The organism is Actomonas aquatica, assembly GCF_019679435.2.
GTDB classification, from domain to species: Bacteria; Verrucomicrobiota; Verrucomicrobiia; order Opitutales; family Opitutaceae; genus Actomonas; species Actomonas aquatica.
This window is the reverse complement of sequence record NZ_CP139781.1, coordinates 929,031-943,114: the sequence shown is the minus strand read 5'-3', so window position 1 is coordinate 943,114 and position 14,084 is coordinate 929,031. Positions and strand designations below refer to the sequence as shown.

The 14,084-nt window shown below is 59.9% G+C and carries 13 protein-coding genes; 5 read left to right on the top strand and 8 right to left on the bottom strand.

Going from position 1 to position 14,084, the window contains the following annotated elements; all coding sequences use genetic code 11:
- Nucleotides 1-3: 3 nt before the first annotated feature.
- Nucleotides 4-825: an ABC transporter permease gene (locus K1X11_RS03645; RefSeq protein WP_221032918.1), complete on the bottom strand. Its 822-nt coding sequence runs from the start codon at nucleotides 823-825 to the stop codon at nucleotides 4-6.
- 184 nt (nucleotides 826-1,009) lie between these two features.
- On the opposite strand from K1X11_RS03645, the gene K1X11_RS03640 reads away from it, so the two are divergent.
- The 4 genes from K1X11_RS03640 to K1X11_RS03625 are packed head-to-tail and all read left to right on the top strand — an operon-like array spanning nucleotide 1,010 to nucleotide 5,457.
- Nucleotides 1,010-2,392 (top strand): TolC family protein, encoded by a 1,383-nt coding sequence (locus K1X11_RS03640; RefSeq protein WP_221032917.1) that lies wholly within the window; start codon nucleotides 1,010-1,012, stop codon nucleotides 2,390-2,392.
- Complete coding sequence (locus tag K1X11_RS03635; protein WP_221032916.1) at nucleotides 2,389-3,486, top strand: efflux RND transporter periplasmic adaptor subunit; 1,098 nt, start codon at nucleotides 2,389-2,391, stop codon at nucleotides 3,484-3,486. The genes K1X11_RS03640 and K1X11_RS03635 overlap by 4 nt, the downstream gene beginning before the upstream one ends.
- Nucleotides 3,487-3,499: 13 nt before the next feature.
- Entirely contained in the window at nucleotides 3,500-4,753 is a 1,254-nt protein-coding gene (locus K1X11_RS03630; RefSeq protein ID WP_221032915.1) for an ABC transporter permease, read from the top strand.
- Nucleotides 4,750-5,457: an ABC transporter ATP-binding protein gene (locus K1X11_RS03625; protein WP_221032914.1), complete on the top strand. Its 708-nt coding sequence runs from the start codon at nucleotides 4,750-4,752 to the stop codon at nucleotides 5,455-5,457. Before K1X11_RS03630 ends, K1X11_RS03625 begins: the two co-directional genes overlap by 4 nt.
- Before the next feature lie 82 nt (nucleotides 5,458-5,539).
- Here the strand turns inward: K1X11_RS03625 and K1X11_RS03620 are convergent, their stop codons facing one another.
- Complete coding sequence (locus K1X11_RS03620) at nucleotides 5,540-6,610, bottom strand: M42 family metallopeptidase (RefSeq protein ID WP_221032913.1); 1,071 nt, start codon at nucleotides 6,608-6,610, stop codon at nucleotides 5,540-5,542.
- Between the two features lie 66 nt (nucleotides 6,611-6,676).
- On the opposite strand from K1X11_RS03620, the gene hisA reads away from it, so the two are divergent.
- Nucleotides 6,677-7,405, top strand: a complete 729-nt coding sequence (gene hisA / locus K1X11_RS03615) for a 1-(5-phosphoribosyl)-5-[(5-phosphoribosylamino)methylideneamino]imidazole-4-carboxamide isomerase (RefSeq protein ID WP_221032912.1) — start codon at nucleotides 6,677-6,679, stop codon at nucleotides 7,403-7,405.
- Between the two features lie 2 nt (nucleotides 7,406-7,407).
- Here hisA and K1X11_RS03610 read toward each other — a convergent pair whose 3' ends face one another.
- Genes K1X11_RS03610 through K1X11_RS03585 form a run of 6 tightly spaced genes read right to left on the bottom strand, consistent with a single transcriptional unit; the run spans nucleotide 7,408 to nucleotide 14,056 of the window.
- Nucleotides 7,408-8,814, bottom strand: coding sequence for a dihydrolipoyl dehydrogenase family protein (locus tag K1X11_RS03610; protein WP_221032911.1), 1,407 nt, complete (start codon nucleotides 8,812-8,814; stop codon nucleotides 7,408-7,410).
- A 33-nt stretch (nucleotides 8,815-8,847) separates the two neighbouring features.
- Nucleotides 8,848-10,260 carry a sugar transferase gene (locus tag K1X11_RS03605; RefSeq protein ID WP_221032910.1) on the bottom strand — a complete coding sequence of 471 codons (1,413 nt, stop codon included), beginning with the start codon at nucleotides 10,258-10,260 and terminating at the stop codon, nucleotides 8,848-8,850.
- A complete protein-coding gene (locus K1X11_RS03600) occupies nucleotides 10,257-11,489 on the bottom strand; it encodes a glycosyltransferase family 4 protein (protein ID WP_221032909.1) in 1,233 nt (410 codons plus the stop codon). Before K1X11_RS03600 ends, K1X11_RS03605 begins: the two co-directional genes overlap by 4 nt.
- Nucleotides 11,486-12,376 (bottom strand): glycosyltransferase family 2 protein, encoded by an 891-nt coding sequence (locus K1X11_RS03595; RefSeq protein WP_221032908.1) that lies wholly within the window; start codon nucleotides 12,374-12,376, stop codon nucleotides 11,486-11,488. The genes K1X11_RS03600 and K1X11_RS03595 overlap by 4 nt, the downstream gene beginning before the upstream one ends.
- A gap of 1 nt (nucleotide 12,377) precedes the next feature.
- Nucleotides 12,378-13,496, bottom strand: a complete 1,119-nt coding sequence (locus K1X11_RS03590; protein WP_324726080.1) for a glycosyltransferase — start codon at nucleotides 13,494-13,496, stop codon at nucleotides 12,378-12,380.
- Between the two features lie 2 nt (nucleotides 13,497-13,498).
- Nucleotides 13,499-14,056 (bottom strand): LbetaH domain-containing protein, encoded by a 558-nt coding sequence (locus K1X11_RS03585; protein ID WP_221032906.1) that lies wholly within the window; start codon nucleotides 14,054-14,056, stop codon nucleotides 13,499-13,501.
- Between the last annotated feature and the right edge of the window lie 28 nt (nucleotides 14,057-14,084).

The window sequence follows — 14,084 nt, the reverse complement described above, 5'->3', positions numbered from 1 at the left end:
GAATCAGAGCACATCGGCAAATGCCGGGCGGAGTCGTTCAAAGACCCAACGGCCGATGAAGAAGGTCAGCAGGCTGGCGAACCAAAGGTAAACGAGATGGTGCCAATTGAGCGGGCGGTGCCACAGGAGCACGTCGCGGGAGAGTTCGATGGCCAACAGCAGCGGGTTGAAGCGCAGGAACATCCAGATCGACGGCGGCACCTTGGAAGCCGGGAAGAAGATGGCGCTGGCATACATGAGTGCGAGCGTTGTGAACTGGGTGAGCTGTTGGAGGTCGCGCCAGAATACGCCCAAGGCCGAGACCGCATAGGTGACGCCCAGGGCGAGGAAAATGATGGGGATTAGGATCAACGGCAGCCACAGTGCGCTCCAGCTCAGGCCCTCGCCGAAGAAAATGACGCCGATGAAAACGAGGCCCAAGCTGATGAGCAGGTGAAAGGCGGCGGTGCCTACGGTGGACGCCGGCAGGATGCCGAGCGGGAAGACGACCTTCTTCACGAAATTGGGGTTTCCGACGATCACGGTCGGAGCGACCGAGAAGGTCTCGGCGATGAAATGAAAGAGGGTAAGGCCGAGGAAAATGCCGAGGGCGTAGTCGACGCGGGACTCGTCGGGCAGGACGCCGAAGGTGCCATCAAAAATGAACCCAAACACGACCACATAGAGGCCGAGCATGAGGAGCGGTTGGACAAACGACCACGCCAAGCCGAGGTGACTGCCGCGATGACGCAGCTCGATGGAACGCTGGGTGAATTGCCACAGCAGGTCGCGGGATTGCCACAGGCTGGGCAACCGGTTTGCGGACGCGAGGGTGGTGGCAGGCATGAACCGGAAGACGAACCAATAGGGGCTTTGAAGAGTAAAGCACAATTTCCCAATGGAGGAGGCCCCGCCGCAGTCTGTCGTAGGACCGAGAATGAGCTTGCATGCACTCTCGCTGCTATGGCGTTGTCCCTGTTCGAATTCGCAATCCCACTGGGGCTCACGATTCAAAACCAGATCCCTTTCAATGTTGTTCTCCTCCTGCCGTTCCTTTGGACGCTACTTTGTCGGTGCCGTGTTGGGTGCCCTCAGCCTCGGAATCAGCGCTTCGGCTCAACCGGCGCTCGAAATGCCGGAAGACTCCCTGCCGCAGTTGCGGGAATTTATCGACCACGCCCTGCGGCAATCCCCGCGAGCGATCGTGCGTGGCTTCGACGAGGCGGTTGCCGACGCCGACCTGCTGACCGCCAAGTCAGCCCGTCTACCCAACCTCAGCGCTTCGGCGGACATGGTCCGTTCCGAAGAAGACCGGGGCGATTTCTCGGAGCCGCAAACGGCGGACAAGGTCTACTACCGCGTCTCGATGTCGCAGCCGATTTACCACTGGGGGGTGATCTCCCGTAACATCCAAAATGCGAAGATTCGCCGCGATATCGAGGCCGGCCGCACTCGCCAGGCGATGCTGACCATGGTAAACGAAATCCGGAGAAAATACCTCGAGCTCATGATCCAGAAAAAAGTGGTCGAGCGTTACCGCTTCAGCATGCAGTTGGTGGACGAGAAGCTGGCCGATGCGGAGGAAAAGCGACGCCTCAATACGCTTTCAGAGGGTGAACTTCAGGCCCAGCGCCAATCTCACAAACGATCTCTGGTGGGCGTGCGGTATCAGGAGGATGGCTACATGGTCGCGAAATCGATGTTCAGCCGCATGGTGGGCGTGGACTTGATCACCGATGACGACATCGCCGACGAGTTTCCCGAGCTCAATACGGAGGATGATGCCGCGGCGATCGAAAGCCTCGCCTTGCGGTTCAAGAGCATGGCCGATCCGACCAATCTCGATCTCCAGATCCAGCTCAAAGAACTGGAAATCAAGCAGAAGGAGCTCAAAAACGCCAAGATGAGCCTGCGCCCTCGCGTCAACGCCATCGCGGGCCTGACTCAGGACGAGCAGAGCTATTCGGCCAACATTGGTAACCGCTACGAATACCAATCCCTCTACGCGGGTATCGGCGTGTATTGGACGATCTGGGACGGATTCGCCAGCCGTGGTGCGGTGCGTGCGTCGCTCAATCGCATGCGCGCTGCCGAGGTGAACTACGAGTCGACCAAGAACCGGATTTTTGACGATATCGACAGCCTCGAACGGCAGCTCGACTACCGCTCGATGGAGGTCTCAGTCGAAGACGAAGAGTTGGTAATTGCGCGAAATCACCTCAACTACACGCAGCAGCGTTTCGATCGAGGGGAGGCTTCGGAAAACGAATTGTCGCAGGCTCGCATCAATCTGCTCGAGCGGTGGGGCGGAACCATGACGGCTCGCATGGGTTATTGGGAACGTTTGTTCCACTTCCTGAGTCTGATGGATGCTGATCCGGCTGCGGATTTGTTGCCGGCTAATTCCCGATGAAAAAATTTATCGCTGTTTTGGTAGTGGTCGTGGCCGGTGTGGCCGCGGCTGTCATGTTGAATCGACCGACCGCCACCGTGCGCGCGGCGTGGCAAGGCAAGGCGCTGCAGTCGGTGCCTGGAAGTGTTACGGTGCAGGCCGAATACGACATGGCGCTCAAATCTGAGGTCGGTGGCCGGGTGCAGGACTCTGCTCTCGATACCGGAGCCAGCTTCGCGGAAGGCGACTTTTTGGTGCAGATCGATTCGAGCGATCTGGAGCTCGAGATCGAGCGCATCCAAACGGAGTATGACGCCGCCAAGGCCCGTATCGAACTGGGATCGACGATCGCTCTCGAACTCGAGACCGCGCAGGAACGGTTGGCAGAAGACAAGCGCCTCTTGGACTCGGGTAACTTCTCACAATCTGAGTATCGCAAGCGCGAGCGCGCGGTGCAGCAGATCGAGAACAAGCTGAAGACCGAGGAGGTGAACAACGACCTCCTGCTCGCCAGCTACCGCAATACCCTCGCGCAGCGTCGCCGCCAACTGGCCAAGATGCGCATCACGGCGCCGTTTGATTGCGTCGTATCCGAAGTCTACGCCCGGCCGGGTGACCTGATCGGTTCCAATTCGCCGATCGCCTTGCTCATCTCGACCAGCCGCACCGTTGAGGCCCGCATCAGCGAGGAGAACTTCTCCAACATCGCTCTGGGCCAACGCGCTTCCGTGCGCTTGCTCGGTTACGGCAACCAACAATTTAACGCGACGGTTTCCAAGGTGTTGCCGGCGGCTGATGCCGAGACGCAGCGCTACATCGTTCATCTGAACGTCGATATCCCGCTCGACCAGTTGGTCCCGGGTCTGACCGGTGAGGTCAGTATCATCACGAACGAGCGTGATGGCACGACCCTCATCCCGCGACGTGCCCTGATCGGCGATAAGGTTATGGTCGTGAGTGACGGCGTCGTAGAAATCCGCTCGGTGGAAGCCGGTTACGAGAGTCTCAACGAAGTCGAAATCGTCAGCGGTATCAGCCCGGGCGAGCTCGTGATCACGGAAGAACTCGATCTCTATCGGGATGGCGATCGGGTGAATGTTGAGGAGCGCGGCTGAGCCGAGCGCGATTATGTCGCCTAACTTTCGCATCGCCCTGCGGTTTCTCACCGCGAAGAAGCGAGCCATGCTGATGAGCCTCGCCTGCATCGTGCTGGGCGTTGGCCTTTTCATCATCACTCAGGCCACCACCAGCGGTTTCGAGAAATTCTTCATCCGCACCATCCTGGGCACCAACGGCGCTATTCGGATCGCCGACAAGATTCAGGACACGATGGGAGTGATGTATGCCGGCGGCACCGATTTTGGTGAGTCGAGCATGCTCATCTCCAATGAGAAGAACCGGAAATACATCGAGGGCATCGACGAGCCCGCGTTGCTGATCAAGGGGCTGCGCCCCTTCGCCAACGTGGCCGCCATTTCTCAGGTCGTGACCGGATCGGTGACGGTAGAGAGCTCCTTCAAGGACGAGGACGCCAAGATCTACGGCATCGAATTGGACGACCACATCGCGGTCTCCGACCTGGAGCACCAGATCGTGCGCGGGGATTTGGCGGAATATCGTGTGTCGGCGCTTGGCATAATGATCGGCCGGGTTCTGGCAACGCGTCTGCGACTGGAGCCGGGGGATTCGGTGTCACTGCAAACGCGTGAACAGAATCGCCGTTACACCATCTGCGCCATCTACGAGACCGGCGTGGCCGACATCGACAAGGAACGTGTCTACATGCACCTCGGTGAGGCCCGTTCGTTGCTCAAGAAAACCACCGGTGCTTCGTTTTTGCAGGTCGGTTTGATCGAGCCAAATCGCGCCCCCGCAGATGCGGTGCTCATGGAGGAGACTCTCGGACACAGCGCGACCAGTTGGCAGGAGCGCGAGAAGACTTGGCTCGAGGTTTTCCGGGCCTTGCGTATCTCCTCCGGCATTACGGTGTCGGTCTTCACGCTCATCGCGGGTCTGGCGATGTTCAACACACTCGCCATGATCGTGATGGAGAAGACCAAGGACATCGCGATCCTGCGCTCGATGGGCTACACCCGAGAGGACGTGCTTCAGATCTTCCTGTGGCAGGCGGTCATCGTGCTGGTGATCGGCACCATCTTGGGCTGTGCGCTCGGCGCTGGCGGCACCTATGTGATTTCCAATGTGCCGGTGCGTATCACCGGTATTTTCGCCACGGATACGTTCATCGTGTCGTGGTCCATCTGGCACTACGTCGCGGCGACAATCACGGCCATCATCATGGTCATGATCGCGAGTCTGGTGCCGGCGCGTCGTGCCGCTCGGCTGGAGCCAGGTGACGTTATTCGGGGGACAGCCCAATGAGTGAAACGACGAACAAGCCGGCGGCGAGTGGCGAAGTGGTGCTGCGCTGCGAAGGCCTGCATCGCTATCTGGGCGAGGGCGAGGGACGCGTGCATGTCTTGCGGGGCGTTTCTTTCGAAGCTCAACGCGGCAACGTCTACGCCATCGTGGGACCTTCAGGCTGTGGTAAATCGACGCTGCTTTATCAGCTCGGGCTGCTCGACCAACCGGACGGCGGCCAAATTTGGTTGGACGGCGAACTGATGTCCAACAGTAGCGATGACGCCCGCACCGCGGCGCGCAACCGCCACTTGGGTTTCGTCTTTCAGTTCCACTTTCTGATGCTCGAGTTTTCGGCGCTCGATAACGTCATCATGCCGATGCGCAAGCAGGGCAAATTGAGCCAGGCGGAGATGGAAGCGCGGGCGAAGTCCCTGCTGGAGTCGGTGGGCCTGGGCGAGAAGACGCATCGTCTGGGCACGCAGCTTTCTGGAGGCGAACAGCAACGCGTGGCCATCGCGCGGGCTCTGGCCAACGAACCTTCGGTGATCCTGGCCGACGAGCCGACCGGCAACCTCGACCAAAAGAACTCCAACCTCGTCTTCGATTTGCTTACCCGTCTCGCGAAGGAGAACGGGCAGGCGATTGTCCTCGTGACCCACAATCCGGAAATTGCCAAGCGCTGCGATGTTGTGCGTCCGATGCGCGATGGTGAATTCGTCTGAGGACGAGCCGCTTACGGGATACAGAAAAGGGCGCCTCAGCAGGCGCCCTTTTGTTTTGAGAGGAAGGTGACGCGGGGCGCGACTACCAGTGCAGGTAGTCGCCCGGCTTGAGTGCTTTGGTGAACTCGACCAGCAGCTGCACGCAGGCTTCCACGTCGGCGAGATCGACCATTTCGCTGGGGGTGTGCATGTAGCGCAGCGGAATCGAGATCAGTCCGGTGGCAACACCGCCGCGGGCCATCTGGATCGCGCGCGCGTCGGTGCCAGTCGGGCGCGGGTCGGCTTCCAACTGGTAGTCGATCTTGGCTTTCTTAGCGGCCTCGACGAGGCGCTCGTAGAGCAGGGGATTGATGTTGGGACCGCGGCAGATGATCGGGCCGCCGCCGAGTTTGGTTTCGCCGAATTTGCGGTTGTCGCAATCGGGGTGGTCGGTGGCGTGGCCGACGTCGATGGCGACGGCGATATGCGGATCTACGGCGTAGCTGGAGGTGGTCGCTCCGCGCACGCCGATCTCTTCCTGCGCGGTGCCAACGGCCACGACGCGCGCGGCGGGTTTCTTTTTGGCTTTGGCGAGGCGGATCAGGACTTCACCGACGACGTAAGCGCCGACCTTGTTGTCGAAGGCGCGGGCGGTGCCGATGGAGCCATTGAGCAACTCAAACTCGTGGTCGTAGGTGGCGGTGTCGCCGATGCTCACGCGCTTGAGGGCGTCCTTCTTATCCTTTGCGCCGATATCGATCCACATCTCATGGATCTCCGGGACCTTCTTGCGATCCTCCGGGTTCATGAGATGCACGGCTCGTTTGCCGGTGACGCCCTTCACGGGGCCGTTGGCCGTGCGAATGATCACGCGACGACCCGGGATCATGATGCGGTCGTGACCACCGATGGTGTTGAAGTAGAGGAAGCCGTCGTTGTTGACGTAGGTGACGATGAGCCCGAGCTCGTCCAAGTGACCGGCAAGCATGAGTATCGGGTCACCCTTGGGATTGAGCGTCGCGATCCGGTTGCCGAGGGCGTCTTTCTGATAGATGTCCGCCGAAGGCTGGACGTGGCGGTCGAAGACGGCCTGGGATTCAAATTCGTCGCCGGACGGAGCGCGCGCGGCGAGCAGTTCCACGAGGAAGGGAGGAGGAGAGTAAGATTTTGCCATGAAAGGAACAGTTGCTTTCGGCCCAGCCTGAAATCGAAAATCAAAAACCCAAAATCAAAATTCCCGATGATCATCTATCCAGCCATTGACATCAAAGGCGGCCGCGCGGTGCGGTTGCTGCAAGGACGCGCCGACCAAGAGACGGTCTACGCGACGGACCCGGCCGAGGTCGCCAAGACCTTTCAGGCGACGGGTAGCCCGTGGGTGCATGTGGTTGATCTCGATGGGGCGTTTGCGGGGTCACCGCAGAACCTGGCGCGGGTGGAAGCCATCGCGCAGACGGGCATGCAGGTGCAGCTCGGCGGGGGCATGCGCGACCGCGAAACGATTGAGCGCGCGCTCGGGCTCGGCGTGAGCCGGGTCGTCATCGGCACGCGGGCCGCAGAGAGCGCAGAATTTGTGGCCGAGATGGTGCAGGCTTTCGGCGAAAAGATCGCGGTCGGCATCGACGCCAAGGATGGCCAGGTCGCCGTCAAGGGGTGGGTCGATACCACCGGAGTCGGCGCGATCGATCTCGCCAAGCGCATGGACGCCATCGGCGTGCAGACGATCATCTACACCGACATCGGCACCGACGGGATGCTGACGGGCCCCAATTTCGCCGCGCAGGAAGAAATGGCCGACGCGGTTTCCGCAACGATCATCGCCAGCGGTGGGGTGAGCCGACGCGAGGACGTAATCGGCTTGGCCGAAATCGAAAAACGCCGCCCGAACCTGGGCGGCGTCATCGTGGGCAAAGCCCTCTATGAGAAACGAGTGGAGCTGAGCGATCTGCTGGCGATCGCGAAGACCTGATTTCAGGCGTCGCCGTTGATTTCGTCGGCGATGTCCTCGAGCGGATAGGTCAGGATTTCCGCGAGGGTCGGGTGATACCACGGGGCTTTGAGCAGATCGAAGACCGTGGCTTTCATCGCCAGCGGAGCCGTGAAGCAGTGGATGAGTTCGCCGGCTTGCGGACCCACGATTTCGGCACCGAGGATCCGTCCACGTTTGGGTTCGGCGATGACCTTCACGTAGCCGCGTTTGGCCTCCATCAGGATGGACTTGCCGTGATCGTCGAAGGGGTAGCTCGCGGTGAGGAAGGGCGTGCCTTCGGCCTTGAGCTGCGCTTCGGAGCGGCCGATCGAGGCGATGGGCGGTTCGGTGAAAACGACGCTGAGGAGCAGGTTCTCATCAACCGGCTTGAGCTTCTTTTCGCCGAAAGCGTGGCGAGCGGCGAGTTCGCCCTGTGCCACCGCGAGATGCACTATGTCGTGCGGTCCGCAGCAGTCGCCTCCGGCGTAGATGTGGCGCTGAGTCGTTTGCTGCCACTGGTTGATTTTGATGCGGCCGGACTTCTGCAGTTCCACGCCTGCGTTGGCGAGGTCGAGAGACCCAGTGTTGGGGCTGCGACCGAGAGCGTTGAAAAGGTGCTTGGCGCGACGAGTGAGCTTCTTGCCGTCGGAGTTGAGGAAAGTAACGCTGACGCCACCGTCGCTGGTCGTGCGGATTGATTGGATGCTCGTGCCGGTATGGAGATCGATCCCTTCGTCCCGGAACGCGTCCTCCACGACGATGGAGGCCTCGGGCGAATGCTCTTTGAGGATGTGGGAACTGCGTTGAATCTGGACGACGCGAGATCCGATGCGACTGAGGAATTGGCTGAGCTCGCAGGCAACGATTCCGCCGCCGAGCACGATGACGCTTTGGGGCACAAAATCCAGGTCGAGCACATCGTCGCTCGTCCAAAACGGAGTGTCGGCGAGGCCGGGGAGTGGAGGCACGGAAACCTTGGAGCCCGTGCCAATGATGAAGCGCTCGGCGCGAAGCAGTTTGCCGTCGGAGAGCGCAATGGTGTGCGGATCGATGAACTTGGCGTGTGCGCGATAAACGTCGTAACGCTTCTGCATCATCGCTTTGGCGCGGTATTCGGCGAATTCCCCAATGATCGCCTTCTTGCGGGCGTGGAGGCGCTTCATGTCGACCTTGGCCGACGGAATGTTGAGACCGAAAAGCTTTCCGTGCTGGGCGAGGTGCAACACATCGGTCGAATAGAGTAGAGTTTTCGACGGCATGCAGCCGCGGAGGATACAGAGCCCACCCAGCTCTTCTGCGCCGTCGACGATGGCTACCTTTTTGCCGAGATCGGCGGCGACGCGAGCCGCGTTAAAACCAGCGGATCCACCGCCTATGGCGATGAAGTCGTAAGAGATGGGGCGTTTCATGACTTACAAGAGGGGCCCGCGAGACAGATTATTTCAACGTCCCTTGCCAAATACCATCAAGTGGATCGTGCGCAGCACGATGGCGGCATCCATCACGAAGGAAAAGTGACGGATGTAGTAGAGGTCATACTCCAACTTGCGCAGAGTATCGTCGATCCCCGCGCCATAGGGGTAGTTGATTTGGGCCCAGCCGGTGATGCCAGGGCGAACGAGGTGACGGAAGTGGTAGCAGGGGATTTTTTCTTCGTAGTCGGCCACCAGAGCGTCCCATTCCGCGCGTGGTCCGATGAGGCTCATTTCGCCCCGCAGCACGTTCCACAACTGTGGCACTTCATCGATCCGGGTTTTGCGCAGAAAGTTGCCCACCCGAGTGATGCGGGGGTCGTTCTCCTGCGTGTAACGGCTGTCTTTTCCAGGCACCGATGCGGCCTCTACATCCGCAGGCGGCAGCGATCGCATGGTCCTAAGTTTGAGGATTTGGAAGGGGACTCGATTGCGGCCGATGCGGGTCTGTTCAAAGAAAACGCTGCCGCCATCGGTGAACTTGATTGCCAAGGCTGCGGCCAAGAGAATCGGGGATGCCAAGACAAGACCCAAGGCAGACGAAATCACATCGGCCATGCGTTTCATCCGTTCGAACACCGGGTTACGGGCGATCTCAAAACCTTTTTGGAACAGCCACACATAGTTGATGCGGTAGAGGGGAATTTTGCGCCAGTAGGTCTCGTAGAAGAGCTCGAGGGTGAAGGTCGGAACACCGGTAAAATACAACTCGGTGAGTTCACTGGCCAAACCCTCCGGAATCGAGCTGGCGGTTTCTTTGAGCACTACGGCTTCCACCGAAATGTCGCCCGACTTGATTTCATCCAATACGGCCCGATACATCCGCAGTCTATCGGCCTCCGAATTTTTCGCCGACATCGGCGGGGGGGGGGCATCGCCGGTGTAGGCGTAAATGACTCTTTGCCGGAACTCGTTTTCGGCACATGCTGCCCGGAAGGTTTCACAGGAGGCTTGGTCGCCGAGAAATAGCACCGCACGATCGGAGCGTTCATGGCTCATCCAGCGGTGAATCGACCGGCGGTAGCTTAGGGTGAGAAAGGCAACACAGGCGAAACCCATGGTTATGACCAAACGCGAGTCTTCGAGACGCGACCCTTCGGTGATGAGCACAAACGAGACGATGAGCGTTGCCAAGAGAGCGAACGCAATCGCCACGAAATGCTGCGAGGTGTAGTCGGCGCTCATCATTTCCGTGCGCGATCGGTAGCCATCGATCAGGAATAGTCCGACGACGGTGAATACCCACGGGGTCAGCAGCGGAGAGAGTAGCCAGTTCCCGGCGCCCAAAATGCCGCGCAATTGGCCGAGCAGATTGAAGGTCACGAACACCACCAGGGTGTCGAGTCCGAGCAAGAGAAAGAGATGGCCGCGACGAATCGTCATCGAGTGGAAGAAGGCTTCAATCCCGCCGAGGTGTGCAGTGCTTCGATTCTGGCCATGATTTGCAACCATCGTTCGGCGGCGACCTGCGCGTTGCCCTCTGTCACATAGAAGTGATGTGCGGCGGCCGCATGGGTCTTGGCCTGTGATGGATCCTCGACCCATTTGCGGATTTGCTCGGCGAGCTTTGGCATACTCGATGGATCGCCATTCAGTCCCAGACCGCGCTCTTGGATGAGTTGGGCGAATTCACAGTCGGGCGGGCCGATGAACAGGACCGGATGACCGGCGGCACAGATGCCATACAGTTTGCTGGGGAAAACCACATCTTCGCAGCCGGCCTTGAGGGTCACGAGGTGAACATCACCCAGCGCAAGAATCTCGCTCCGCCGCTCGCGTGGTTGTGCCGGGTGAAAACGCACGGCGGTCAGTCCTCTGTTGGTGGCAGCGGTCTCAAGCGCCGCTTTCTGCGGTCCCGGACCCACAAGGCAAAACGACACCCGGCGGTCATCCCGCAGTTCATCGGCCAGGTCGAGAATCTGGTCCAGCGCATGCACTCGCCCGAAATTACCAAAGTAGAGAATGACGAACTTCCCTTCGAGTCCCCATTCGCGACGCAATTCCGTTGCTCGCTCAGGCGCAAGGCGTTCAACGCCATCCGGCGCCCAGTTGGGCAGGAGATGTATTCGGTTGGCGGGCACGTCGGCTTGATGCGCCAATCGGGCCATATCTTCGCCCAACGTGATGCAGGCATCCGCGTTGCGCCACATGCGATTACGCGGCCCGGCGAGCCATCGGGCGGCGTTGCTGCCACTTACCCGCTGAATGACCTCCGGGTATATGTCTTGGATCCAGTGCACGATGCGCGCCCCGCGCAAACGAAGCATCGGCTGAAGCAACAGGCCTAAAAGCGGTGGGTCCGTCATGATCACCACCATGTCTCCGCGTCCTACCGAACGAACGGCCTTGAATACGGCAACCAATGCGAAGGTCAGTAGGTCGATCGCGTGGGCGACGACGTTGCCTGAGTTTCCCCAACGGGTGCCGCGCACTCGTAGTAAACGCACGCCGTTTTCGACCGAATCGGTGGGGGCTTGGTCGTCCAAACGTGAGGTCAATACTGATACGTCCTGACCTCGCCCCGCGAGCTGCTCGGCCATATCCGTCAGCAGCTGGGCCGTGGCGACACTGCTGGGTCGGTAGAAGCGGTTGATGAAGAGCAGGCGACTCATGACGGCGGGGGACTCGATCGACTGCGCCGGTATTCGGCAGCCTTGGCCACGCCCAAGAACTCGTAGAATGCGAGCAGGCGACAAAACACCCACCCGCGATAGCCGTCGAGGAAGCCGCGTCGCAACAGGTAATGGTAAACGAAACGAAGCGTCGGACGAAACGGCAGTCGGCGACTGATGCGACGCAGGACACGTTTCAACGCGATGTCGGTTTTGAGCTTTCCAGTGGTGCTTTCGGCGCGAGCCGCGGCGGAAAGATCGAGTTGCGCCTCCCAGCTGGAATAGCGGTTATGCTTCTCGACCCAGATGTCGATGGTGGGGAATGCGTAATGGTCGAGTTCGCCTTTGAGGTATCCGGCGGAGCCTTGCAGTTGCACATGCTCGTGGACCTCGTTGTCGCCGGATCCCGTATCTTCAACCCCAGTGAACTGCTCGTAGCGTCCGCAGTTGTGACGGAATAAACGCAGATTCCAACTCGGGTAATAACCGCAGTGTTTCAACCACCCGTCCAGGAACCAAAAACGCCGATTCACATAGTAGCCGGGGGTATTCTCGGGGGGCGATGCGAGGATTGTTCGAAGCTCCTCGACCAGTTCCGGTGTGAATCGCTCATCGGCGTCGAGAATGAACACCCAGTCGTGTTTCCATTCCACGTTGGCTAGGGCCCAGTTCTTCTTTTTGGGCAGCCGCCCGTTCCAATCAAAATCGATCACCCGAGCGCCCAACTCCCGGGCAATTGCCGGGGTATTGTCGGACGAACGACTGTCGACGACCACAATGTCGTCAGCCACAGAACATGAGGCGATGCAGTCGCGTAGATTGGCTTCCTCGTTCCGGGCGGGAATGAGAACAGAGAGCGGCAGGGGAGCGTTTACGGGGAGACCCATTTCAGGGAAGCAGGGAATGATAAAAATCGACTAACTTGCCGGCAGCAGCAGTCCAAGAAAAGGCTTCGTTCATCCAAAGGCGCCCGCGTTCGCCCATTTCAGCCAGCTCTGGCGTGCCCAACGCCAAAGCGGACTGCAGCTGTGCACGATAGGGATCGATCCAAGGTTCACTCCAACCGGCTCCCCGGCTTCCGAGTTCTGCCCATGGCAAGTCATCCGTCACCAAAGCGGGCACGCCATGGGCGAGTGCTTCCGCCACCACCATGCCGAAGTTTTCGGATTGGGTGGGAAGTAAAAACAACTCCGCGGCGGCATACGGGGGAGGGGCGTTGGTGCCGTCGTGGACTTTAACGGCGTCCGTAGAGTTGAGCTGTTGCACCCGGTCTCGCAGCTGCTGGACCGAAAACTCCTCAGGAATGCCGACCACGAGAAGTAACCAGCCCTTGGGGGCCAACTCATGCCAGAGTTCGATGCACTCCCGCACCCGCTTCTTGCTGTGAAAGCGTGAATAAAACAGGGCGACTCGGCGCGTGGTTGTCGCAGGTTCCACGCGATGCCAGTGCGATGCGGCGGCCGATTGTTCCGCGGCGGTGGGCAGAGTCACGCCGTTTGGCGAGATGCAGATCGGTTGTCGAAATCCGGCGTCGCGAATCGCGCGCGCTTCTTCGGCACTGGTGGCGTGCCAGCCCGAAGCTCCGCTAAGAGCGCCGGGATGGAGCAAGCGAGCGGCGACCCGTTTGCGCCACCCGTGGTGACGCCTTGCCCAAGGCATGAGCATACCCCGCGGAGAGATTACCAATGGCACGCCGTCCCGACGCTTTTTCTGATGCGCATAGTGGAGCGTGCGGTGCCAAAGCCCGTGGTGATGAATCAGGTCGCTGGTAGCGTTTTCGAGATGGTTTTTTAACGCAGTGCTACGTCCGACAAGATCTGGACTTTGGCGGGGGAAAACACGGATCGGAGCGATGCTCGGCCAGGGCGAAGAGGTCACGGTGTGGGGCTGTCCGAGGGAACAAACTTCAAGGTTCAATCCCAGTTGCTGTTCCGCCGCAGCCAAACTGGGGACCGACCGGGCGGGGCCACCAAAACGAGCTTCGATACTCGTTATCGTATGAATCACCCTCACTGCAAGGCAGGTCGAGGTTTCACGGGTTTGCAGGGATGTCCCCAGCAGCACATGCTGGCGGGTTGATCCTTGGTCACCACCGAGCGAGCTCCCACTATACACTCTTCACCTATGGTCACCCCCGGCGCCAAATAGGTGTCGGTGCCAATCCAAGCGTTGCGCTTGATCACGATGGGGGCGGTGGTGAGGGGCATGTCCCATCGAGCCAAATCATGACTGCCGGTGCAGGCGTGAACAAAGCGGCTCAGATTGGCGCCATCCTCCAGCGTGATGGGGGCCAGATTGTAGAGACGACTTCCCGTGCCCACGATCGACGCGGCTCCTAGCGTCAGCTTCCATGGGTGATAAATATCCACATCAGGCCAAACACAGGCGCGTGCATCCGGACGGTCGTTGATGGTGGCGCCGAAAAGGCGAAGCCAAGCGTTCCGCCAAGCGTTCCACGAGACGGGCGACCAGCGCCAAACGGTTTGGGAGACCAATATCCAAAGCGCCCGACGGACCTTGTCGAGCGTCGACCAAGGCGAAGGACTGTGTTGGCCAAGTAGTTGCATGCAGCGCGGAGAATGGATGGAGGCGACG